The sequence below is a fragment of the Streptomyces sp. NH27 genome (assembly GCF_056859195.1).
On the sequence record NZ_JACEGK010000012.1, the window covers coordinates 1 to 23,761 of the forward strand.

General features: G+C 70.0%; 17 protein-coding genes and 1 pseudogene. 12 read left to right on the top strand and 6 right to left on the bottom strand.

What is annotated here, in order from left to right:
• Window positions 1-992: mandelate racemase/muconate lactonizing enzyme family protein (locus tag AC13HU_RS02380; protein WP_483040017.1), on the bottom strand; the 992-nt coding region annotated here is incomplete at its 3' end.
• Window positions 993-1,210: 218 nt separating this feature from the next.
• Between AC13HU_RS02380 and AC13HU_RS02385 the strand changes: the two genes are divergently transcribed.
• The 7 genes from AC13HU_RS02385 (at window position 1,211) to AC13HU_RS02415 (ending at window position 11,056) form a co-directional block, all read left to right on the top strand.
• Window positions 1,211-2,218 carry a LacI family DNA-binding transcriptional regulator gene (locus tag AC13HU_RS02385; RefSeq protein ID WP_483040018.1) on the top strand — a complete coding sequence of 336 codons (1,008 nt, stop codon included), beginning with the start codon at window positions 1,211-1,213 and terminating at the stop codon, window positions 2,216-2,218.
• Between the two features lie 105 nt (window positions 2,219-2,323).
• Complete coding sequence (locus tag AC13HU_RS02390; protein WP_483040019.1) at window positions 2,324-3,724, top strand: ABC transporter substrate-binding protein; 1,401 nt, start codon at window positions 2,324-2,326, stop codon at window positions 3,722-3,724.
• A 6-nt stretch (window positions 3,725-3,730) separates the two neighbouring features.
• Complete coding sequence (locus tag AC13HU_RS02395; RefSeq protein WP_483040020.1) at window positions 3,731-4,690, top strand: carbohydrate ABC transporter permease; 960 nt, start codon at window positions 3,731-3,733, stop codon at window positions 4,688-4,690.
• Window positions 4,687-5,568: a carbohydrate ABC transporter permease gene (locus AC13HU_RS02400; RefSeq protein WP_483040021.1), complete on the top strand. Its 882-nt coding sequence runs from the start codon at window positions 4,687-4,689 to the stop codon at window positions 5,566-5,568. Before AC13HU_RS02395 ends, AC13HU_RS02400 begins: the two co-directional genes overlap by 4 nt.
• A 75-nt stretch (window positions 5,569-5,643) precedes the next feature.
• Window positions 5,644-7,941, top strand: a complete 2,298-nt coding sequence (locus AC13HU_RS02405) for a hypothetical protein (RefSeq protein ID WP_483040022.1) — start codon at window positions 5,644-5,646, stop codon at window positions 7,939-7,941.
• Between the two features lie 7 nt (window positions 7,942-7,948).
• Window positions 7,949-10,171, top strand: a complete 2,223-nt coding sequence (locus tag AC13HU_RS02410) for an FAD-dependent oxidoreductase (protein ID WP_483040023.1) — start codon at window positions 7,949-7,951, stop codon at window positions 10,169-10,171.
• 12 nt (window positions 10,172-10,183) lie between these two features.
• On the top strand, window positions 10,184-11,056 hold the full coding sequence (locus AC13HU_RS02415) for an NAD-dependent epimerase/dehydratase family protein (RefSeq protein WP_483040024.1): 873 nt from the start codon (window positions 10,184-10,186) through the stop codon (window positions 11,054-11,056).
• Between the two features lie 103 nt (window positions 11,057-11,159).
• On the opposite strand, the gene AC13HU_RS02420 is transcribed toward AC13HU_RS02415, so the two are convergent.
• The 3 genes from AC13HU_RS02420 to AC13HU_RS02430 form a co-directional block, all read right to left on the bottom strand.
• The gene (locus tag AC13HU_RS02420) at window positions 11,160-14,573 is read right to left on the bottom strand and encodes a DEAD/DEAH box helicase (RefSeq protein WP_483040025.1); all 3,414 of its coding nucleotides are present in this window, start codon (window positions 14,571-14,573) and stop codon (window positions 11,160-11,162) included.
• Window positions 14,574-15,089: 516 nt separating this feature from the next.
• Window positions 15,090-15,410: a PIN domain-containing protein gene (locus tag AC13HU_RS02425; RefSeq protein WP_483040038.1), complete on the bottom strand. Its 321-nt coding sequence runs from the start codon at window positions 15,408-15,410 to the stop codon at window positions 15,090-15,092.
• Between the two features lie 103 nt (window positions 15,411-15,513).
• The gene (locus AC13HU_RS02430; RefSeq protein ID WP_483040026.1) at window positions 15,514-15,861 is read right to left on the bottom strand and encodes a hypothetical protein; all 348 of its coding nucleotides are present in this window, start codon (window positions 15,859-15,861) and stop codon (window positions 15,514-15,516) included.
• Window positions 15,862-16,277: 416 nt separating this feature from the next.
• Here AC13HU_RS02430 and AC13HU_RS02435 point away from each other — a divergent pair, with 416 nt between their 5' ends.
• Together AC13HU_RS02435 and AC13HU_RS02440 are read left to right on the top strand one after the other, a co-directional pair.
• The gene (locus AC13HU_RS02435) at window positions 16,278-16,367 is read left to right on the top strand and encodes a tryptorubin family RiPP precursor (protein WP_483040027.1); all 90 of its coding nucleotides are present in this window, start codon (window positions 16,278-16,280) and stop codon (window positions 16,365-16,367) included.
• 79 nt (window positions 16,368-16,446) lie between these two features.
• Window positions 16,447-17,493, top strand: a complete 1,047-nt coding sequence (locus tag AC13HU_RS02440) for a cytochrome P450 (protein ID WP_483040039.1) — start codon at window positions 16,447-16,449, stop codon at window positions 17,491-17,493.
• A gap of 34 nt (window positions 17,494-17,527) precedes the next feature.
• On the opposite strand, the gene AC13HU_RS02445 is transcribed toward AC13HU_RS02440, so the two are convergent.
• Entirely contained in the window at window positions 17,528-18,175 is a 648-nt protein-coding gene (locus AC13HU_RS02445; RefSeq protein ID WP_483040028.1) for a TetR/AcrR family transcriptional regulator, read from the bottom strand.
• A 50-nt stretch (window positions 18,176-18,225) separates the two neighbouring features.
• Here AC13HU_RS02445 and AC13HU_RS02450 point away from each other — a divergent pair.
• The 3 genes and pseudogenes from AC13HU_RS02450 to AC13HU_RS02460 all read left to right on the top strand — a co-directional run.
• Window positions 18,226-19,395 (top strand): annotated as a pseudogene (locus AC13HU_RS02450) (MFS transporter); the annotation flags it as partial.
• A 190-nt stretch (window positions 19,396-19,585) separates the two neighbouring features.
• Window positions 19,586-20,380 (top strand): helix-turn-helix domain-containing protein, encoded by a 795-nt coding sequence (locus AC13HU_RS02455; RefSeq protein WP_483040029.1) that lies wholly within the window; start codon window positions 19,586-19,588, stop codon window positions 20,378-20,380.
• Entirely contained in the window at window positions 20,377-22,905 is a 2,529-nt protein-coding gene (locus AC13HU_RS02460) for an FtsX-like permease family protein (protein WP_483040030.1), read from the top strand. The genes AC13HU_RS02455 and AC13HU_RS02460 overlap by 4 nt, the downstream gene beginning before the upstream one ends.
• Window positions 22,906-23,225: 320 nt before the next feature.
• On the opposite strand, the gene AC13HU_RS02465 is transcribed toward AC13HU_RS02460, so the two are convergent.
• A complete protein-coding gene (locus AC13HU_RS02465) occupies window positions 23,226-23,714 on the bottom strand; it encodes a Pycsar system effector family protein (RefSeq protein ID WP_483040031.1) in 489 nt (162 codons plus the stop codon).
• Window positions 23,715-23,761: the final 47 nt, after the last annotated feature.

Here is a 23,761-nt window from a genome sequence, read left to right on the forward strand (position 1 = left end):
GTGGGGAAGAGGGCGGCGATGGCCGGGGCGGGGTCGGTCTGGTGCTCCTGGATGGCGATGTTCGAGCAGGCCAGGTTGAGTTGGAGGGAGGAGGCGGCGGTGACCGGGCCGAGGGGGTTGTGGGTGGCGAGCTTGATGTGGTGGGTCTCCGCCATCGCGGCGATCTTCTTCGCCTCGGTGAGCCCGGCGGCGACCCCGACGTCCACGCGGGCGTAGTCGATCAGGTCCTCCTCGATCAGGGTCCTGAACTCCCATTTGGAGCCGTACTGTTCGCCCGCGGCCAGCGGCACGCCGGTGCGGGAGCGCAGCATCCGGTAGCTGTCGGGGTTCTCGCAGCGCAGCGGGTCCTCGACGAAGTACGGGCGGGCCGCCTCGATTTCGCGGCACAGCGTCACCGCCTCGGGCGGGTCGAGCCGGGTGTGCACGTCCAGGATCAGTTCGGTCTCGTCGCCGAGCGCGTCCCGCACCTGGTGGAAGAGGCTGACCGTGTCCCGCAGGCAGCGGCGGGCGTCCAGGATGTCGCCCGGGTCGTGCGGCGCGGCGAAGCGCAGATGGCCCCAGCCGTCGGCGACCAGTGCGCGGCAGCGGTCCAGGAACCGTTCGCGGTCGTGGTAATCGTCCCCGACGTGCACATACGCGGGGACGTGGTCCCGTACGGCACCGCCGAGGAGTTCGTGCACCGGTACGCCCAGCGCCTTGCCGCGGATGTCCCACAGTGCGACGTCCACGGCCGCGATGGCGGCGCCGAGTATCCGGTCGGCCGGGAAGAAGCCCCGCCGGAACATGACCTGCCAGAGACGCTCGATCCGCCGCGGGTCCTCGCCGACGATCAGCTCCGCGAGATGTTCCAGCCCGCCGGCCACCGCCTTCTGCCGGGATCTGATGCCGACCTCGCCCAGGCCGTGGATGCCCTCGTCGGTGTCGACCACGACCAGCATCATGCTGTCGCCGTGGTCGGGGAGGGTCAACACTTCCAGGCCGGTGATCTTCATCCCGCTCCTCCGTGAGACTGCTATGAAAACGTTCCCGCAACATCATCAGGCTTGCTGAGAACGCATCATCCGCAATGACCCCGCCCTTCCGCAAGACCTTCCTGCACTGAGAATTTTCATTGTGGAAACACTCTTGACACCTCCGGGAACGTTCGCAAAGATCCACGGCATCCGGCAGCAGCGAGGCTCCGGGTGGCGATGATGCGAGGAGGCGGTCCGTGGCAACCACGATCCGGGAGGTGGCGAGCGCCGCGGGCGTCTCGGTATCGACGGTCTCCCGCGCGTTCACGGCACCGGAGCAGGTCCAGCAGAAGACCCGGCAGCGCATCCTGGAGGCCGCGACCAAGCTCGGCTACGCGCCGAACCCGGCGGCGCGCAGTCTGCGCGGCGGCGGCACCGGCACGCTCGGGCTGATCATCCCCGACATCGCCAACCCGTTCTTCCCGCCGATCGTCAAGGCGATGCAGGCCCGTGCCCGCCGCCTCGGCTACACCGTGCTGGTCACCGACAGCGACGAGCGCGAGGCGGACGAGTTGGAGGCGATCGCCGCCGTCTCCAAGCGGGTGGACGGCCTGGTGCTGTGGGCCTCCACGCTCACCGAGGACCGGCTGCGCGAACTGGCGGACCAGATGCCACTGGTGGTCGTCAACCGCCACGTGCCCGGTATCCCCGAGGTGCGGATCTCGCTGTCGGCCGGAATCGCGCAGGCGGTGGAGCACCTGCGCGCGTACGGCCACCGGCGCTGCGTGTTCATCAACGCCTCACGGGACGAGCTGAGCCGCGGCAAGTCGATCCACGAGTCGTTCGAGGCGCAGGACATCTCCTTCGTCGAACTCGGCCCGTACGAGCCGCGGTTCGAGACCGGGGTGCTGGCGGCCACGCTGGTCGCCGCGCACGGGGCGACGGCGGTCCTCGCGCACAACGACCTGGTCGGCCTCGGTGTGCTGCACCAGATGGCGAGCCTCGGCGTCAGCGTGCCCGGCGACGTCAGCGTCATCGGCATCGACGACACCCTGCTCGCGTCGGTCTCCACCCCCAGCCTCACCACCATCAGGATCGATCCGGAGGAGGTCGCCACCCGGGCGGCCGACCTGCTCCTGGAGACGATCGCGGGCCACGCCGACCGCCGTACGGCCGGTATCGGCAACGCCCAGGGCACCCCCGTCGCGGAGATCGGCTCCCGGCTGGTCCCCCGCGCCTCCACCGGGCCCGCGCCCGCCCGCTGACCCCCGCGACGGCCCCGCCGTACAAGCCGGCGGCCGCCACCGAAGTCCGCATTCGCAGCAAGGCAACCCCCGCACCGACCTCACCCTGCCCTCCGTGGAGACGAAATGTCCAGACAAACCCGTAATGCCGCCCTGCTCGGCTGTACCGCCATAGCCGCGACCGTGGCTCTCACGGCCTGTTCCGCCATCACCCCGAGCAAGTCCGGCGGCGACAGCGGCGGCGACATCACCCTCCGCGTCCAGGGCATGCCCCCCGCCACCGACAAGGCCGAACTGGCTCTCTTCAAGCAGCAGGTCGCCGACTTCGAGAAGGCCAATCCGGGCATCAAGGTCAAGGGCTCCACGACGGTCTTCGACCCGCTGACCTTCTCCGCCAAGCTGGCCGGCGGCAATGTCGAGGACGTCATCAAGGTCCCGCTCACCGAGCCGCAGCGGCTGATCCAGCAGAAGCAGGTGCAGTCGATCAGCAGCCAGCTCCAGTCCTGGGACCACTTCAAGGAGTTCAACCCGCAGGTCCTCAAACCCCTGAGCGACAGTGCGGGCCAGGTCTACGGCGTCCCGCAGAATCCTTACGCCCAGGGCCTGGTCTACAACCGGGCGCTGTTCAAGAAGGCCGGGCTCGACCCCGACAAGCCGCCGACGACCTGGGCGGAAGTCCGTACGGACGCCAAGGCGATCAGCGACAAGACGGGTAGGGCGGGATTCGTCCAGGAGTCCAAGGACAACCAGGGCGGCTGGCAACTGGCCATCCTGTCCTACGCGTTCGGCGGCGATCTCGAAAAGCAGCAGGGCGGCACGTACACCGCCACCCTCACCGGCCAGGCGACGAAGAACGCGCTCGGCCTGCTCAAGGACATGCGCTGGACCGACGACTCGCTCGGCAGAAACCTGCTGAACAACCAGAACGACGCCATCAGGCAGTTCGCGGCCGGCCAGGCGGGGATGTTCATCGGCAGTCCCGGCACCTACCGGCTGGCCAAGACGCAGTTCGGCATGGAGCACACCGACGACTTCGCCGTCGCCACGATGCCGCAGTCCGGCGGCAACGCCACCCTCACCGGCGGCGACGTCTACATGGTGCCGAAGTCGGCCGACACCAAGCACGCGGCGGCCGCCGTCAAATGGCTGACCTTCGCCTACGCCGAGCCGCAGTACAGCACGACCACCGCCGCGAGTCAGGCCAAGGCGCTGGCCGCCGACCCCAAGTCCGCGGTGGGCGTACCGACACTGCCGGTCTTCGACGCCGCGCGGCAGACCGCGATCAACGCGGCGATCAAGCCGTACGTCAACGTCAAGCTCGACAACTTCGCGCCGTACACGAAGGGCCTGGGCAAGCTCGACCTCAAGCCGGAGCCGCCGTACGAGGCGCAGACGCTGTACAGCGCGCTCGACCCGGTGGTGCAGGCGGTGCTCACCAAGCGCGACGCCGATATCGACGCGCTGCTCGCGAAGGCCGAGAAGGACGTCAACGCCAAGCTCGCCACCGACCAGTCGAACCAGAAGTAGCCGTTCATGAGCCTGCTCACCCACTCCCAGCGCGGCGCGAAGGCGTCCCGCGACCCCGCCGAAGGGGCCACGGGGCGGCCGGCCCGGCGGCGCGGCGGCACCGCCGCCCGCAAGCAGCTCACGGCCTGGCTGTTCCTGCTCCCCACCGTGCTGATCTTCGGACTGTTCGCCTGGTGGCCGATCGTCCGCAGCCTGCTGCTCAGCTTCCAGCGGACCAACCTCGTCGATCCCGCCGTCTGGGTCGGCTTCGACAACTTCCGTACCGTCTTCGACGATCCGCTGCTCGGCACCGCCGTCACCAACACGCTGTTCTTCGTGGGCCTCGGCCTGCTGATCGGCTTCCCCGCCCCGCTGATCCTGGCCGCGGTGATGTCGACGGTACGGCGCGGCGCGGGGGTGTACCGCTTCCTGGTCTATCTGCCGGTGGTCATCCCGCCGGTGGTGGCGATCCTGCTGTGGAAGTGGTTCTACGACCCGGGCAGCGGGCTGTTCAACACCGCGCTCGGCAAGGTCGGCCTCGGTCCGTACACCTGGCTGGAGTCCTCCGACACGGCGATGCTCTCGCTGGTCCTGGAGGCCACCTGGGCCGGGATGGGCGGCGCCGTGCTGATCTACCTGGCCGCGATGGTCGGCATCCCGGGCGAGCTGTACGAGGCCGCCGAGGTGGACGGGGCCGGCATCTGGCGCCGGATCTGGCACATCATGCTGCCTCAACTGCGTTCCGTCATCGGCCTGTTGCTGCTGGTGCAGCTCATCAACACCGTGCAGGTCTTCACCGAGCCGTATGTCTTCACCGGCGGCGGCCCGGACAACGCGACGCTGACCGTACTGCTGCTGATCTTCCGCTACGCCTTCCAGGACGGCGAGTACGGCCAGGCCGCCGCGCTGTCCTTCCTGATGGTGCTCGCCCTGGGCCTGCTGTCCGCGGTCTATCTGCGGGCCACCCGCGGTTGGAGCAAGACATGACCACCCCGCTGACCACCTTCGTCTCCACCCACGACCGGCAACGGCCCGGTGTGCGCGCGGCCGTGCGCTGCATCCAGGTGCTGACGCTGCTGCTCCTGCTGCTCATCGGCATCGGGCCGCTGTACTGGATGCTCAAGGGCGCGGTGTCCCCGCCCACCGAACTCACCGACCACCCGCTGGCGTTGTGGCCCGACCGGCCGCGGCTCGGCAACTTCCGTACGGCGTACACGGATCTGAGCGTCGGCCGCTATCTGATGAACACCTTCCTGGTGGTCGGCGGATCGTGGTTCGTGCAGCTCTTCGTCTCCGCCACTGCGGGCTTCTCGCTGTCGGTGCTGAAACCGCGCTTCGGCAAGGCCGTCTACGGCGCGATCCTCGCCACGATGTTCGTGCCGTACACGGTGAACATGGTCAGCCTCTTCATGACGGTCATCGATGTGCCGCTGCTGCACCTCAACCTCGGTGACACGTACTGGGCGATCTGGCTGCCGGCCGGCGCCAACGGCTTCACGGTGCTGCTCGCCAAGCAGTTCTTCGACGCGCTGCCCAAGGAACTCTTCGACGCGGCGCGGGTCGACGGGGCGAACACCTGGCAGCTGCTGACGAGGATCGTGCTGCCGATGAGCAGACCGGTGCTCGCCGTGATCAGCCTGCTGGCGGTCATGCACAGCTGGAAGGACTTCATCTGGCCACTGGTCGCGCTCACCGATCCGGAGAAGCAGCCGATCAGCGTCGCACTCTCCCAACTCGCCACCCAGGCACCGCAGGACCAGCTCATCGCGGCCATGGTGCTCGCCGTCGCGCCGCCGATCCTGGTCTTCGCCGTCGGCCAGAAGTACATCGTCGCCGGGCTCGGCTTCACCGGCGTCAAGGGCTGAACTCCCCCTCCACCGCCTCCGGACCTGTGGAGGCCACCGCACCTTCTCTCACCGGGACAAGAGAAAGGCACCTCCATGTCCGTCGCACGCCGTAGATTCCTCCAGGGCACGGCCGTCGCCACCGGCGCCGCGCTGGTTCCCGCGATCCCCGCGCACGCCGCCGAACCGGTCACCGTCACCGCCGACGGCGTCACGCTCGTCGGTCAGAGCGACGGCAGCGTCCTCATCGGCGACGGATCGGCCGGTTCGGGCACCGACCGCGTCCTGATCAGCCACTTCATGTTCAAGGACAGCGTGCTCGGCCAGCAGCGCACCTACGGCGGGACGCCCGCCCTGATCACGCTGGCGGACGGCCGCTCGGCCGTCCGGATCACGTACACCATGGGCAGCGGCGCATCCGGCGTCACCGTGCTCGGTACCTTCGACGTCAGCGCGCACAAGGCCCACATGTCCTGGGAGGTCAGCGGCTCGGACACGCTGACGCCCACCGGGTTCATGGTCGCCCGCACCGTACAGTCGCCCAGCGCGCCCGAGTCCTACGAGGCGTTGACCGAGTGGACGAAGGACCCGCGCGGCGGCATCCCGTACGAGATCAGCGCGGGCTGCGCGTACGCCGAGACCTGGGCGGACACCAAGGGCTTCTTCTGCCTGGCCGCCAGCACGGCCGCCTACACCACCGCCGCATGGCTGCACACGCCCGGCGTCTCGACCGGTACGAGCGCCGCCACCACGACCATGGATCTCGTCTTCGGCGATCTGCGGCCGCGCGGCGCCGGGGTGCTGGCGGCGGGCAGGCCGCTGGGTGTGGAGGTGTGGACCGAGCAGCCGTTCAACCTCTACCCGACCTCCGGGCAGACCATGACGCTCAAGGCGCAGGTGGCCAACGGCGGTTCGGACCCGAAGCCGGTCACCCTGACCTGGTGGGCGCGGGACTTCTCGGGGAACCGGATCGCGGGCGGCACCGACTCCCGAACGCTCGCCGCGGGTGCCGGCTGGGACGCCTCCTTCCCGATCACCGCCCCCGGCCAGGGCATCGTCTTCACCGAGGTGAGCGTCGAGAGCGGCAGCGACACGGCACTGGCGCGGACGAATCTCACCGTGCTGCCCGACTTCGCCTACCAGGCGGGCAGCGAGTCGATGTTCGGCCTCGCCAACTACCCCTGGCTGCTCAAGCCGAGCGAGGCCGATGTGCTCGGGCTGCTGAAGCTGATCGGTGTGCGGCGGATCCGGATCGCCTACGCGGGCGCGCCCGGCATCGACATCGCGACCCTCGACGCCAACGGCATCCACCACAACGTGGAGTTGAGCGGCATCCCGATCGGCGGCAGCGCGGAGCAGATCGCCGCCTGGGCCGACACCAACACCGCGACAGCCATCGCCGCCGACGCCGAGTACTTCGAGGTCAGCAACGAGGTGAACGCCCCCTGGATGCAGGGCCGGGGCGCCGACGCGTACGTCGGTGACGGGCTGCGCCAGGTCACCGACCGGCTGACGGCGGCCGGGTCGACGATGAAGGTCATGAACGCGGGCCTCGGCGGCATGGACTACGTGTGGACCGCCAACTTCAAGGCCGCGGGCGGATGGGACCTCATCGACGCCTTCGCCTTCCACCCCGGCCGCGGCAACTTCACCGCCGACTACGCCCCCACGCCTGATCAGTGGGTGCTGGGCGACACCGGCACGTACTGGAACTTCCTCGGCGCCCTGCACAAGGCCAAGGAGGTCATCGCCGAGTACGGCAGCAAGGAGTTGTGGATGTCCGAGGCGTACGCCCCGACCAAGCCGAACTCCTGGTGGCACGACACCTACCGGCATGCCGCGGAGAACGTGCTGCTCAGCCTGGCGCTCGCCAAGTCCGAGGGTGTGCGGGGCGTCAACTGGTACCAGTTGCACGACTCGACGGTGCACCATCCGCAGGAGGCCAACCCCGACGACGTCGAGTTCCACTCCGGCATGATGAACCGCGACACCAGCGCCAAGCCGACGCTGCTGGCGTACGCGACGGCCGCCCGCGTCCTCGACCAGGCCGACTACGTACGCCCGTTGGTCTTCAGCGACCCGGACGTCAAGGGCCTGCTGTTCACGAGCCCCGCCGGGCCGGTGTCGATCCTGTGGACCCGCAAGGACGGCTACGTCCTCAACGCCGGCCACGGCACCGACTCCTGGTGGGCCTCACCCGAGCCCTGGACCGACACCTGGCCGACGAAGACGCAGGTCGTCGCCCACTCCGGGACCGTCGCCGGGACGGTGCGCGAGCTGAACTGCATCGGCCAGGAAAGCACGTTGACCGCCGCGGGTGGCAAGGTCACGCTCACCCTGGACGGCGCGCCCCGCGTCTACTACGGCCTCGCCGCCGACCCCGACTGGAAGTAAGCACGCCATGAGGAACGAAACCGTACGGCACGACATCACCGTCGTCGGCGGCGGCCTGGCCGGGGTCTGCGCGGCGATCGCCGCCGCCCGGCTGGGCCGGTCCGTCGCCCTGATCAACAACAGGCCGATGCTCGGCGGCAATTCGAGCAGCGAGGTCCGGGTGTGGGTGTGCGGCGCCACCGGGCACGGCAAGAACCACCACGCCCGCGAGGGCGGCGTCATGGGCGAACTGTTCGTCGAGAACCAGTTCCGCAACCCCGACGGGAATCCGTACTACTGGGACACCGTGGTGCTCGATGCCGTGCGGGCCGAGCCCAACATCACGCTGCACCTCAACACCGATGTGCGCGAGGTCGACGCCGAAGGGCCCGACGACGCGCGGCGGATCACCGCCGTGACCGGCTGGACGATGGGCTCGGAGCGGCTGATCCGCTTCGAGAGCGAGGTGTTCCTCGACTGCACCGGCGACGGCCTGATCGGCTACCTCGCCGGCGCCCGGCACCGCATCGGCCGCGAGGCACGCGCGGAGTACGGGGAGCCGTGGGCGCCCGAGATCGCCGACGACATCACGCTCGGCTCGACGCTGCTGTTCTACACCAAGGACGCGGGGCGGCCGGTGAAGTACGTGCCGCCGGACTTCGCCAAGGACATCAGCACGACGTCCATCCCGCAGCGCCGCATCATCAAGGCGGGCGACAACGGCTGCGCGTACTGGTGGATCGAGTTCGGCGGCGAGCTGGACACCGTGCACGACAACGAGCGGATCCGCGACGAACTGTGGTCGGTGATCTACGGCATCTGGGACCACATCAAGAACTCCGGGCAGTTCGACGCCGACACCATGACCCTGGAGTGGGTCGGCTCACTGCCCGGCAAGCGCGAATACCGGCGCTTCCTCGGCGACTACGTCCTGCACCAGGGCGACATCCTCGGCCAGACCGAGTTCGCCGACCGCGTCGCCTTCGGCGGCTGGTCCATCGACCTGCACCCGCCGCAGGGCATGTACTCGACGGAATCCGGCGCCAAGCAGCGCTACGCGGACGGCATCTACCACATCCCGTACCGCAGCCTGTACTCGGTGAACACCGCCAATCTGCTCTTCGCGGGGCGCGACATCTCCGCCAGCCACGTGGCGTTCGGCTCGACGCGGGTGATGGCGACCTGCGCGACGATCGGCCAGGCGGCGGGCACGGCGGCAGCGCTCTGCGCGGAGCGGAAGATCAGCCCGCGCGAACTCGAAGTCCCGCTGCTGCAAAGGGCGTTGCTGCGCGAAGACGCCTCGGTGATCGGGCTGGCCTCCGACGACCCGGCCGACCTCGCACTTCGCGCCACCGCGACGGCCTCGACCACCCTGCGCGACGTGACCGTCGACACTCCTGACGAGACCTGGCCGCTGACCGCCGACGCGGGCATCGTCCTCCCGGCCGACCCCGCGCTGACCGGCCTCGAACTGCTGCTGGACGCCGAGCGCGACACCGTACTGACCGTCGAACTGTACGACCCGGAACTCGGCCAGAACTACGTGCCGCGCCGCCTGGTCGCCACGGCGTCCGTCGCGGTCGCGGCCGGGCAGGGGCAGTGGGTCAAGACCGGCCTGGAGTGGGCGCCGGACACCCCGCGCAACGCCTTCGCCGTCGTACGCGCCGCCCCGGGACTCGCGCTGCGCGTCGCCGACCGGCCGACGCCCGGGGTGCTGTGCTTCACCCGGGTGCCGCTGCGGCCGCAGGACGAGTCGCCGCAGCCGCTGCGGGAGTGGGCCGACACCGGGCTGCTGCGGCGCACCTTCTGCCTGCGGGCCGGGGAGACAGCCGCCTTCGCACCCGGCAAGGCGGTGGACGGATACGCCCGGCCGTACGCGGGCCCGCACATGTGGGTGTCGCAGCCGCTGGGTGAATCTGCCGAAGACTGGCTGGAGTTGGCCTGGCCCGAGCCGGTCGTGCTGCGCCGGATCGACGTCATCGCGGACGACGACGTCAACGAGGACCTGATCAATCTGCACCACCACAGGACTCCGTTCGACACGATCCCGACGCTGCTGCGGAACTACCGGGTGGAGGTGCCGCACGGCCCGGACTCCTGGCGGGTGCTGGCGCGGGTGACGGACAACCGGCGCCGCCGCAGCACACTGATCCTGGACGAGCCGGCCACCACCTCGGTACTACGGATCGTGGCCGAGTCGACCAACGGGGCCGCGTCGGCGCACATCGTCGCCGTACGGGCCTACACGTAAAGGGGGTTGGTGATGATCGCCGAGATCCGGGTCAGAAGGGTCCTGGTCACCGGGGCCGCCGGGCGGATCGGGCGGGCGGTGCTCGCACTGCTCGCCGCGCGCGGCATCGAGGCGAACGCCCTGGTCCTGGACGATCCGGGCGACCTCGGCGACCTCGGTGCGCGGCTGGTCGTGGCCGGTGACGCGGCCGACACCGGGACCGTACGCGCGGCCCTGGACGGCGCCGACGCGGTGATCCACCTGGCGGCGATCCCGACCCCCGAACACAACACCGCACAGGAGGTCTTCAGCGGCAACACGGCCGCGACCTTCACCGTGTTGGAGGAGGCCGGGCGCGCCGGAGTACGGCAGGTCGCGCTGGCCAGCTCATGGGGTACCACCGGACTGCCCTGGACCACCGACCCGGACCCGCACCCGCCGTACGTCCCGGTGGACGCGGACATGCCCGGCCAGGTCGAGGACCCGTACGGGCTGTCCAAGCAGGTCGACGAACTCACCGCCGCGATGATGGCGCGGCGGCACGCGATGAGCGTGATCTGCCTGCGCTATCCGTACGTCGGCGGCTTCGAGGAACGGCTGCTCGCGCACGCGGCCCGGCTCGCCGAGCAACCGGCCCTGGGCGCACGGGAGTTGTGGACCTATCTGGAGGTCGGCGACGCGGCCCGCGCCGCGCTGCTGGCGCTCGGCGTGCCAGGGCCCGGCGCACACGCCGTCCACCTCTGCGCGCCCGAGATCATCGTCCCGTTCCGCACGGAGGAGTTGCTGCGCCGCTATCACCCCACGACCCGGCTGCTACGGCCACTGCCCGGCCGTACCGCACCGGTCGACACGACGGCCGCGCGGCGGCTGTTCGGATTCACGGCGGAACGGCTGATCGAGTTCTGAGCGAGTTCCGAGCGAGTTCTGAGCGGGGGCGGTTGTCGTCCGCCCCCGCGATCGCACCCGCCGGGGCGGCGATGGAGGAGCCTTCCAGCCGGCGCCGCCCCTTTCACTCGCTTCGGCTCTCCTGGTAGTCGATGCGCCGCAACTGTTGTGCGAGGACGGAGAAGTGGGAGTGGCCGCGCCACGACTCGTGGTCGCCGATGACGATCAGGCGGCGTTTGGCCCGGCTGACCGCAACGTTGAGGAGGTTGGGTTTGGCAGCTGCCCAGCTTCGGGAGCCGTCCGCATCCGGGTGGGTGCCGAGGACGAGGATCACCACGTCGGCCTCCTTGCCCTGTGCCGTGTGAACGGTGCCCACCCGGTTCCACTGCACCACGCCTCGTAGCTGCTCCGCCGCTCGCATCGCGACGTCGCGGAAAGGACTGATGACGTAGAGCTGGTCGTCGGGCAGGCCGTCGTCGAAGAGACGTCTGACGGTGGCGGCCAGCGCCCGCCCCTCGGTGGGGACCCACTTGCCCTCGGTCTGCGAGGACCGCACGTGCCACCAGAAGCTCTCCCGCGGCGGCCGAAACTCGCCTCGGTCACCGACGCCATGGACCATGAGACCGGCGTAGGCGATGGCGTTGCTGACAGCGAACATCGGGTCGTCGCACCGACGGTGGACGCGAAGCGGCGAACCGACCCACACCTGCGTCGAGCCGTCCGGCAGCCGCGCCGGCAGGGTCGTGCCCCAGCGTCCCAGGCGGTCCGCCACCTGCTGCGCGGACGTCCAGGACGGCGCCCACTCCTGGGCCACGTTCCGGTGTTCGCGTAGCCGCTGCTGAGCCGTCCAGGGCAGGACGACGACCGGCTCCAGTTGCAGAGGGTCGCCGACGAGGGCCGCGCGGCGGGTGCGCCACAGTGCCCCCACGGGCATCTGCGGCGAGGCTTGGCCGGCTTCATCGACGAAGAGCCACCCCAGATCGCCGCAGCCGAGACCATCGAAGAGCCGGTCGTAGGAGGCGAAGGTGGTGGAGACCACCGGAACCGTGAGGAAGATGTTCTGCCAGGCGGCACGCACCGCCTCGGGGGCGAGATCCTTCGGGGCGCCGCCCGCTACGACCTCCATGGCGGCTTGGAGGTTCCTGACCATGATGTCGCCCGCGGCGCTCAGGAAGGCGCGGTGCAGCCGAAGCGCCTCCAGGAAGAGCCGGGTGCGGGCCTCGGCGAACGCGGTGTCGGACCAGGGTGCGGACTTCTCCCTGCGCTCGACAGCCGCCTGGTCGGCGTCCGCGGTGAAGTCCGCGGGGTTCGGGACGGCATCCCCCCAGCGGTCCCGCGCCGCACGGATCGCCGACTCCAAGGTCCCGACAGCACGTCGCCGCGCTTCCGCCGCCTCCACCATGCGTTCAGCCGCAGCGAGCGTGTCTGCGGTGTGCCGGTGCCGGTCACGCGCCACGGACGCGGCCTGGCCGGCACCTTCGGCTGCCACGGAAAGACGCTCGTACGCCTCGTGCCAGAAGCGGTTCGCGCGGCCCAAGGTGAAGAAGCTCTGCAACAGACCTGGCCTTGCGGCCAGGTGGTCACGAAGGTGCTCGCGATGCCCTCGCTCGGCCGCCTCCATCCGTTCGGCTTCTCCGAACGCCTCGGTCGTCCGCCGTCGCAGACCCGGCACGGCCTCGGCGGCGACCGTTGCGCTCGCTACCGCATCGGCGAGTTCCCGGCGGGCCTGCGGGAGTCCGTCGAGCGCGTCGGCCACCCGCTGCCGCTCGGCACGAAGCTGCTCGACCGTGTGCCGCGCGGTCCTGAAACGCCGCCGGGCCCCGGCCCAGTCGACCTGCTCGGCCGGCCGGCCGCCTTGACCGCTCAGCAGGTGCCACAGGCCCTGGTCGGTGGGGACGGCCCGGCCGGACGCGCCGTTCGCGGCCCTCGTCCGCTGGTTGCCCCACCAGAAACTCTGGACGAACTCCCCCCGGTTCTTCCGGTTGCCGAGCCGGGCGGCGACGGCTCCCCAAGCGGGCTCTCCGCCCAGCATCAGGCTCGCCTGCTCGGTCAGGTAGCCGGCCTCCTCGTGCCACTGGCGAGCGATGGCGCCAAGGGACGGGATCTCGGCGGTGATGTTCTCCACCGCCCCGTTGTTGGCCGACGCGACGACCATTTCGAAGCCGGCCAGCTGCGGCTTCAACTCGTGGACGGTGCGCGCGTACTGTTCGCTCCGCCAGACGTGCGGCTTTCCGAAAGCGTCCCGTGGGTTGGTCAACTCCGCCAGCGCGCAGGCCCGCTGCGTGATCAGGGCCGCGATGACGTCGCGCAGCAGGGTGGTCTTGCCCGTTCCCGGTGGTCCGTTCACGGAGAAGACCCCTTCGGCCGTGCCCAGTTCACCGAGCATCCGGTTAACCGCGAACTGCTGGCTGAGGACCAGTGAGCGATCGGACGCCGAGGGCCACCTCCCCAGCGGAATCCGATCGGGGCGGACCTCCGCCAGCACCTGTTCCGGATGGTCCCGTACGTCCTGACGCCGCCCGGTGTCAATGCGGCCTGCGTCCGTGAGGTAGGTCGTCAGCGGTTTGCCCGCGCGCCCCCGACCGACTTCGTCCGCGACCCGGTTGAGATCGTCCGCGATGAAGCTATTGAGGAAACCCTCGTTCGCCGTCTCGTCCACGCGGTCCTGCTTGACCTGGCCGCTCTGCACCCGAGCCGCGTCCGGTACCAGGTCCGCCGTCACGTGGAGCCGGTCGGCCAGCCAGGCGGTGAAGGCAGCGATCCCGTCGAAAGTCACCGGGTGAGTACCGAGGTTGAGCGGCGGCCCGCCGCCCGCTTCCGCTTCCTCCTCGGCGCCCGTTCCGTCTTCGGGTCCACCTCGGAGCCGGTCGAACGTCCCCTGGGCAAGGGACTCGGCTGCCTGGCCGGCCGCGGTCTGGGCGGCCTGTCCGACGACACCGCCGACCGCCTCCCCCACCAGGCCGCGCGCCAGGACGCCGAGGCCCGAGACCAAGCCTCCGGTCACCGAGTCGGCGACCAGCGTTCCCGCCACGGCCAGCAGACCTCCGACGGAGGAACGGCCACCGCGTACGGTGAGTTTCCCGTCACCCAGATCCCGCAGGCATTGTTCGTACTCCGCTGCCGCCGTGTCGAAACCGTCCAGCCACCCTGCGTCGTCCGGCCCCGGCGAACGGGTCCGCCCCACTGCCCAGGCGCACGACGAAACGCAGACGGAGTCGAGCAGCAGCAGGCCGTCCTCGTTGACGGTGAAGGACATGAGGGCGCTGGAGCCGTTGAGACGACCGTCGCGATCCTGGGCCGCCGCCTCCGGGAAGACGTCAGCGAACAGGTCCCGTACCCGTTCCACGGGGAATACCCCGCAGAACACGGTGTGCTGCCAGGCGTAGCCCTTGCGCGGACGCGGCAGGCCGCCCGGCTCCTCCCACGGGAGCGGAACGCCGGCCCTGACAGCGAAGACCTGCTCCCTGGGGCTGACGGCAGGAACCTTCTGCGGGCTGAACAGTTCCACCGCCCGCCAGAACCTCAACACCTCGGCCATGCGATGTCGTTCACCGGACCTCGGCGCCACCAGGCCACCCCTTACCGCATCGGATGTGCGTCCCGTCCGTCACCATAGCCTCAGACGAAGCGGCCGAGCAGGTGAAGCGTTCCTTCTTCCCGAGCGTGGAGCGCGGGTTCTACGACACCCGCACCAGCGGCCACCATCCGATCGCGGCGCACGGCACGCTCACGCTCTCGCGGCCGGTTTCAAGGGGGGGACGTCCGACACCACGCATGGCGTCCACCTAACGACCTGGGGGGTAACCACCACGGTCACGGGTGCGTCGGCTGGTGGCTTCGCCGTGGCGGGGTCAGCCGTGGAGCTCCGTGGACACCTCGTGGATGCCGTAGAAGAAGACGCCGCCGTACGGGCTGTCCGGGTCGGCCGGGCCCGACGCGACGACGACCTGCGCCGCGCCCTGGGCCGCCGCATGCTGGTCACGATGGGCCTCGTCGATCGGCTCCTGGCACCGCTACCAAACGGCCCGCCTGATCGGCACGGCAACAAAGTCCACTACGGGTTGAAGTCCCAGGGATTGGTCACCATGGCGCCGGTGCGCTCCAGGTGCTTGGTATTTCGGCTCGCTACGGTCCAGCCATTGGCCAGTGCAGTGGCGGCGATGAGAGCATCCGGGGGGTCGATACTCGTCCCGGCTGCCTTCAGCGCCTTGTGGACGGCCAGGTAGGCTGCCGCCTCGCGCTCACCGATCGGCGCGATGCGGTCCCGGTACTCCAACCGGGCAGCAGCAAGAGCTTCGGCGTACCGCGCTTGCCGAACTGGGTCCGGGGTGACCGCGACGCCGGCTTCGATCTCGGCGACGGTGATGACGCTCAGGAAGCGGTTTGGGTCGCGCGGTGGAGCGGAGCCAGGCCACGACCCGGGTCGGGCCGAGGACGAGCGGTGAGCTCCGCAACGACGTTCGTGTCAAGCAGGTAGATCACCGATCGCCTGCCTGATCGTCATCGTAGGAACGCCCGCCGAACTCCAGCCCTTCGAAGGGGCTGGAGAGCAGGAACTCCTCGAAGCCGTCCGTGGCAAACCGGACCCACCGGCTGAGCATCTCCGGCAGCGCCTCAAGCTCGGTGTCAGCGAGCTCCGCGTCGAAGTGCCGAGCTTGATCTTCCGGCAACGAGTCCCGAATATCACGGATGGTCCGCAATGGATGGGCCGTCGTCGCCGACCCGGACGAGCGCGGAACGCCGCCAGGCGCAGTGGTCATGATCATCCCCTTCGTCGCACACAGCCCGCTGTCTGTTGCCAGATCAAGGCCGCCGGTCACCTCCACGAGCAGAGATTCAGCGCCCCTCATCGCCCTCGCCGCCCTCGTCGCCCACCCGGCATCGGCCGCGCCGCGCGCGGGAAGCGTCCCGCGCCGCAGGGTCGACGGCTCCCCTGCCGGCACGGTCCCGGCTCGGAAGCCCGCTCCCGACCGGGCCTATACGATGCCCGGCCGGACGGAATTCCGCCCGCCTTCCGCCCGCCTTCCATCTGCGGTTACACGCCGAACCGTGCAAGACGTCGCATAAAGTGCATATGCACCCATGTCGGAAAAACCGTAATCGCGGGTGAGGTCAGGGGCAATGCTTGACACCACACGTCCCGCAGGTCTTCACTCTTCACGGAGATCCTTCTGCGGCCCGGGAGTTTCATGCCGGTTCGCAGCGGAATCCCATCGAAATTCTGAATCCCCGTTTCTCGCATATGGAGGCATCCATGAAGCTGGTGCGGCTGGTCAACAGGTTTCGTCCGGAGAAGAGCCTGAAGGCATACGCCTGGTACGGCTGGGTGTAGGTCAGGGTTTTCCGTCCCGTGTTTGTGCCGGGCCGGTATTTCCGGCCCGGCACAGGCCGCCCGCCTCTGGAGTCCGCGCATGCCCGAGTTACGCGCCGGCGGTCGAACCCGGCCGGTGGAATTCGCCCCGAGGATTCACGAACTGCTCAGCCGCCACCTCGGCTCCCCGCTGTTCCGTCTCGAACCCGACACCATCGGGCTGGCCGGCCCCGACCTGATGGACGCCGTCCTCGCGGCCCGGCCCGCGAACGCCGCCGAGCGCCCGACCTTCAAGCCCGTCCAGGGACGTCTCGTCAGCCGCACCGACGCCGCCACTTTCATGCAGGCCGTGGGCGGCGACGTACGAGCCGCGCTGCACCGCCCCGACACCCCCGCGACGGACCTGACCGGCACGTGGCCGCACGTCGCCCACACGTATCTGCGCGACCTCGTCTTCGGCGACGAAATCCTCCGCTTCCGCATTCTCGTGGACCGGCGCCTCGAACTCACCCCGAAATTCACCTGGTCCGCCGTCGCCTCGGGCGCCGCTTTCCTGCGCAAGCCGCGTCGCGATATTCACCTGTCGAATCTGGCCACCTTGGTGCTCGGCGCGACGTCCTATGCCGACCGACGCTATGCGATGTACCTCTACCGCCGGGTGGCGGCACCGGTCTGTTTCACCGTTTCCGCCCTCGTCACCAACGCCCTCTGGCTCGGGGCGCCCTTCGATGAAAACGTGTCGAACCAGAATATCATCCTGGAAGCGCTGCGGCTTCTTCCGCCGTCCTGGAACATTCTCCGCGTCGCCTCCCCGGAATTCTCCGAGCTGGACGACCGTATCCGCCCGGACGACGACATCCTGCTGCTTCCGCTGCTCAGCCACCGGGACCCCAAGCTCTGGGACGACCCCGAATCATTCATCCCGGAACGCTGGGACGGACTCGACAGCGACGCCCACCCCGGCTACCTCCCCTTCGGCCCCACCTCCGAACGCTGCTGGGGCCGCCACATGGTCCTCCCCCTCGCCGAGCGCCCCCTCACGATCGTCCGCCGCAACGATCTTTGCCCCAGCCCCCACCAGACCCGCGCCAGAGTCGAACTCGACGGCCTCCTGGAGATCTCCGAGCTCCGCATCACCCGCTCCTGACGCGATCACCCGCTCCTGACGCGCCTCCTCCCGCTCAGACTCCGGCCTGCTGGCGGAGGCCCGCCAGGGTCAGCTCCAGTGCGGAGCGGAACTGGTCGACGTCGTCGTGGCCGTCGAACTCCTCGACGATCTCGTGCACGAACGGGAAGTCCGCGGGGTCGAGTTCCCGCCACGCCTGGGCGTAGCGGCCGAGGAACTCGTTGCGGTCCACGGCGCCGTCAAGGATCTCCTGGGGCGGCTCCTGCCCCAGGTCGATGGCGGAGCCGACGACGACCCCGACGATCGCGGACACGGCGTGGAACCGCTGGCGCGCGCTGAGATCGAGACGGAGGGTCTGCCGGCCAAGCCTCTCGTACAGGCGCAGGGAATTGCTCTGGACGTTGGCGTTGCGCATGAAGTAGGCGCCCAACCAGGGCCGGTCCACGATCGCGTCGAACAGCGTCACGGCCATTTCGCGAAGGTCGTCGATCGGGTCGTCGCCGCCCGGAAGTTCTTCGACGTCGGCCAGCACCGCGCCGATCACGTGGTCGGTGGCGAGGTCGAGCAGTTCCTCCTTGTTCGCGACGTACCAGTAGATGCTGGCGACGCCGCCGCCGAGCCGCTGCGCGAGCGCCCGGAACGTCAGCGCCGGCGCCCCGGCCTCGTCGAGCAGGGCCACCGCTTCGGTGAGCACGGATTCCATCGAATGCGAAGCCCGTCGGCGTCCCTCGCGCGAGCGGTCCTGCATGCGTGCTGCGGGCCGGCGTCGCCGCCGCGGCGATGGCCCCGATCACGAACTCGCTGGTCTTCCGCCTGTTCGACGACAAGGCCCTGCGGATGCGCGCCATGACGGTGATGATCGTCGTCGGCATGTCCGGCTTCATCCTCGGGCCACTGCTCGGTGGCACCGCGCTGGCCCATGTGCGGTGGGAGTGGCTGCTGGTCGTCAACGCCCCGATCGCGGCGATCGCGTGCATCGGCGTCCGGCTCGGCGCCCCGGCCGACCGGCCGGAGGGTCTGACCGACGACGCGCTCGACCTGCCGGGCGCCGTCCTGAGCGTCGGTGCCATCGGCCTCGCCTGCTACTCGCTGACCAGCGGCGTCGATCACGGCTGGCTCTCCGCGATCACCCTCGCGTCGATAGTGGGCGCCGTCGCGGCCGCGATCGCGTTCGTCCGGCACGAGCGGCGCAGCGCGGCACCCATGCTGAACCTGAAACTCTTCTCCAACGGCACCGTCCGCGGCGCCGCCATCGCGCAGATCGGCACGTCCATCGCGATGGCCAGCGTGATGTTCGGGCTGATCCTCCACTTCCAGTACGCCTACGGGTGGAGCCCGGTGCGGGCCGGCCTGGCCAACCTGCCGATGATCGTGACGATGCTCCTCGCGACCCCCCTGTCCGAGTGGCTCGCAGGCCGGTTCGGCCACCGCATCGCCTGCCTGGTCGGCGCGGCCTGCCTGGCCGGCTCGCTGGCAGGGCTCTCCTGGGCCGTCGACCACGGGTACGCCGCCATCGCCGTCTGCATGGTGCTCATGACCGTGGGACTGCGTACGGTGATGACGATCTGCGCGGTCGCACTCGTCGACGCGATGCCGAGCGACCGCACCTCCATCGGTGCGGCCCTCAACGACACCGCCCAGGAGGTCGGTTCCAGCGTCGGTACCGCGGTCGTCGGCACCCTGATCGCCGCGCTGGTCACCACTCAACTCCCGGCCGGCACCTGGAGCAGCGGCCTCGTCGCGTCGTTCTTCCACGGCGAACGGATCACCTACGCCCTGCTCGCGGTCGTCGTCGGACTGATCGCGGCGGGCGGTGCGCTGAGCCTCACCAACTCCCGCACCACCGAGGAACATGCCGACGAGGAACCTGCTGGTGAGGAACCCGCCGGTGAAGAACCCCTGACGGCGGACAGCTCTACTTGATCCGCTCGCGCGGCCGGATCAGGATCGCGACGGTGACGGTGACGGTGAGCGCCGCGCAGAGAACGCCTGCGAGCTCAACGGAGGTTGAGCTCGCGCCGGGCTTCCGCGAGATCAGGTGGGGATAACCCCCCGCTGAGGACGCCGGGTTGCCGCAGTGCACAGATACCTGTGCACGCACGACTGTGGAGGCATGCCCCAGCAACCCGGCTCCGGTGAACTCCCCGCGACGCGAGGCCCCTCCGCGGCGGCCGTCGAACTCAACGACCTCGCCACGCTCAAGGCGCTCGCCCACCCACGCAGGCAGGCGGTTTTCCAACACCTGAGCCTGCACGGCCCGGCCACGTCGACGATGCTCGCCCGAGCCCTCGGGCTGAACACCGGGGCGACCAGCTACCACCTGCGCGAACTGGCCAGATACGGCTTCGTCGAGGAGACGGACGGTGCGTCGAACGCGCACCGCGAGCGCTGGTGGCGGATGGTTCCCGGGGACCGCCGCTTCCCGCCGCGCAGCCGCCAAAGTGCCGAGATGCGGCACGTCATGGATGAGCTGAACCACCATGCGTACGCCGGCGACCTGGAACTCTTCGAACAGCTGCAACGGAACGCCGAGGACGGTCCCTGGGCGGACGCGTTCCTCTACTCGCGCGGCAGTGTCCGGCTCACGCTGCCCGAACTCAGGGCCTTCTTCGAGGAGTACATCGCCCTCCTCAACCGCTACAAGCGGCCCGAGTCCGAAACTCCGCCCGGCGCACGCACGTTGCTGACCCGCTTCCTCGGCTTCCCGTCGCCCGCACCGGAGTTGGCGCCCAAGCCGGCAGGTGAGCCGGCGGGCGAGCTTGCGGGAGAACCCGAGCTGGCGCCCGAGTATGCGGGCGAAACCAAGTTGGCGACCACGCCGACGAACGAGCCCGCGGGCGACGGCAGTTCGGGAGCCGGCCCGGAGCACGGGACCGCACACGACGGCAGGGAGGCCGACCACTCATGATGCTGCGCTACGCCCTGAAGACCGTCCGCGCGCGCAAGGCGGGCTTCCTCGGTGCCTTCGTCGCCCTGATGTGCGCGGCTGCCTTGATGACCGCGTGCGGCACGCTCCTGGAAACGGGGCTGCGCGGCACCGTCAGGACCGAGCGCTATGCCGCGGCCCCGATCGTGGTCTCCGCCGACCAGAACGTCCACCAGACCACCGTGAAGCACAAGAAGGGCAAGACCAAGGTCAAACACAAGGCCAAACCCGTCGCCGAACGCGCCTGGCTCCCGGCCGGCATCGGACGCACCTTGTCCGGCATGCCCGGCGCCGCCCGCGTCATTCCCGAACTCACGTTCATGGCCGAGGCGTTGACCGCGAACGGTACCGGCGGGAGGACCGCCTACGGGCACGCCTGGGAGTCCGCCGCCCTGACGCCGTACCGGCTCACCGCAGGCACCGCCCCCACGGCCGACTCCGACGTCGTCATCGACAGCTACCTCGCCGGGCGCGCGCATCTCGAACCCGGTGACCGTCTCACCGTCCAGTCGACGCAGGCTCCGCGCTCCTACCGCGTCAGCGGTGTCGCCGCCCCCGCCACGACCGTGACCCACCAGACGTCCCTCTTCTTCTCCGCCGCCGAGGCGAGCCGGCTGGCCGCCCGCCCCGGGCAGGTCACCGCGTTCGGTGTGATCCCGGCGGCGGGCACCGATCCGGGTCCGCTGCGCCATGCCGTGGCCGCGGCGCTGCACGGCACCGGTGCCCAGGTCAGCACCGGAGGCGACCGCGGTCCGGTGGAGTTCCTCGACGCCGCTGCGGCGCGCGTCAAGCTGGTCAGCATAGGCGGCGCGATGGGGGGCACCTCGCTGCTCGTGGCGGTGCTCGTGGTCGTGGGGACGTTCGCGCTCTCCGTCCAGCAACGCCTCCGCGAACTCGCCCTGCTCCGTGCCATCGCCGCCACCTCCGGGCAGATCCGCAAGCTCCTGGGACGGGAGGCCCTGATCGTCGGAGCGATCGCGGGGACGGCCGGGGCCCTGCTCGGACTCCCCTTGGGCAACTGGTTGTACGCCAGGTTCACCGCCATCGGCGCTGTGCCGACCACCCTGCAGCACACCTCCGGCTTCCTTCCCCCGCTGGCCGCCCTCGTCGTGACCCTGTTCGGCGCGTGGGCCGCCGCGCGCATCGCCTCGCGCCGCGTCGCCCGGATCCACCCGGCCGAGGCACTCACCGAAGCCCGGACCGAGACCACCCGGCTCTCCTACGGCCGCCTCCTCGCCGGCCTCCTGCTGCTCGCCGGCGGCAGCGTCCTGGTCGCGCTGCTCAGCAGCCTGCACACCGAACCCGCCTCCACACCGGTGACGTTCATCGCCGTCGTCGTCCTGTCCATCGCCGTCGCCCTGCTCGGGCCGCTCCTGGTCAAAGCAGCCGCCCTTCTCCTGGCCGGACCGCTGCGCTGGACCGGCCCCGGTGGCAGGCTCGCCACCGCCAACCTCCGCGGCAACGCCACCCGTATGGCCTCCGTCGTCACCCCCCTCACCCTGCTCATCGGGATGACCTGCACGGTGCTCTTCGTCCAGTCCACCCTCGGCGACGCGGCTCGCGCCCAGACCCGTGCGGGCATCCGCGCCGACTGGGTGGTCGCCTCCCAGGGGCCCGGTGTCCCCTCCGAGGCGGCACGTCAACTGCGCACCCAGCACGCCGTCGTCACCGAAGTGGTCCGTACGACCATCCGGATCGGCCTCGACAAGTACCCGGCCCAGGGCGTCACTCCGACCGGCCTCGCCCGCACCTGGGACCCGCACGTCACCGCCGGGTCCCTCAGCAGGCTCACCGAGCACAGCGTCGCGGTCAGCGAACTGACGGCGGACCAGCACCACTTGAAGCCCGGCAGCACCCTCAAGCTCACGCTGGGCGACGGCACCCCCGCCAAGCTCACCGTCGCCGCCGTCTACACCAGGGGCCTCGGCTTCGGAGACCTCACCTTCGCGCACGACCTGCTCGCCCAACACGTCGACAACCCCCTCGCCTCCTCCCTCCTCGTCAGCACGGACCGCACACAGCCACAACTCACGTCTATCCTGCGTGCGTTCCCCGGCCTCCGAGTGCTCTCCCCGGCCGCCGCGGACTCCCTCCAGGCGCAGCGGCAACAGACCGACGCGGAGGTCAATCTCATCGCCATGGGGCTCGTCCTGGCCTTCACGGCCATCGCGGTGGTCAACACACTCGCCATGTCCGTCTCCGAGCGGTTCCGGGAGTTCGCGCTGCTACGTCTGGCCGGTGCGACCCGCCGCCAAGTGCTGGGCATGCTACGGACCGAGGCCCTCTCGGTCCTCCTCCTCGGCACCTTCCTCGGTAGTGCCATCGCCCTGGCCGTCCTGACCTCGTTCAGCATCGGCATGACCGGCCGAACGGCCCCCGCCGTCACCCCGCACCTCTACGTGACGGTGGTCGCCGCAGCCGGACTCCTCGCGCTCGTCGCCACCGCACTACCCGGACGCGTGGCACTGAGGGTTCGGGCCGTCACGGTGGCGACGGCCCAGGAATAACGGGACTGGCCCGCCCCGCCCATCGCCCTGACCGGGGTGGTCGGGGTGCGGGCCAACAAGCCCGACGCCGGGGACGCGGCGCGGCGGAAGGCCGTACGGCGGGGAGCAGACCCACCGGACCACGCACTCGGCGTAGCCGGTGGGTCCATCCCCGCGGGTGCGGGGAGCATGCCTGGTCGTGTGCGTCGCCAAGGGACGGCTGGGGTCCATCCCCGCGGGTGCGGGGACCAACAACTGATCACCAGTCGGCTGATCTTCGACGTGGGTCCATACCCTCGGGTCCTGCCCACTCGGCGGGGCTTCGCTCGCTGCGCCCGGGGTCAGCTGCCGGGAACCCGGGTCGCGAGGGTTGCGAGCAGGGCGGGGAGAAGGAGGAGGACGGCCCAGCGCACGTAGCGGTTCTTGAGGTGCGCGATCCGGCTGGTGCCTTGGAGGGCTCGCAGCAGTCGGAGTTCCGGCGCTCTGACGCTGCTGTCCAGCACCGTCGACAGGCGGGCCTGGTTCTGGGCCTGCACCACGTCCTCGAAGTACGCGAGGACCCGCATTCCCTGACGCAGCGCGGATTCCCGGCGTGGGACGAGGACCAAAAGCAGTGCCCCGACGGCTGCCGTGGCAGCGAGCACGGCGGACCACCACAGCAACCGCGTCCAGGGAGCGGCTGCGGGACTTCGGACCAGTAGCAGGCTGAGCAATGAGCCCGCTGTGGCGAGCAGCACGGCAGCCTTGCCGTCGGCCCGGCCGATCTCCAGGTGATTGTGGGCGATCAGCTCGCGCAGCAGCGCACTGGTGTCGGGCGTCGATTCCGTCACTGTGTCGCGGGACGACCGTGGTGGGCGGTTCGCCGTGGCGACACCGG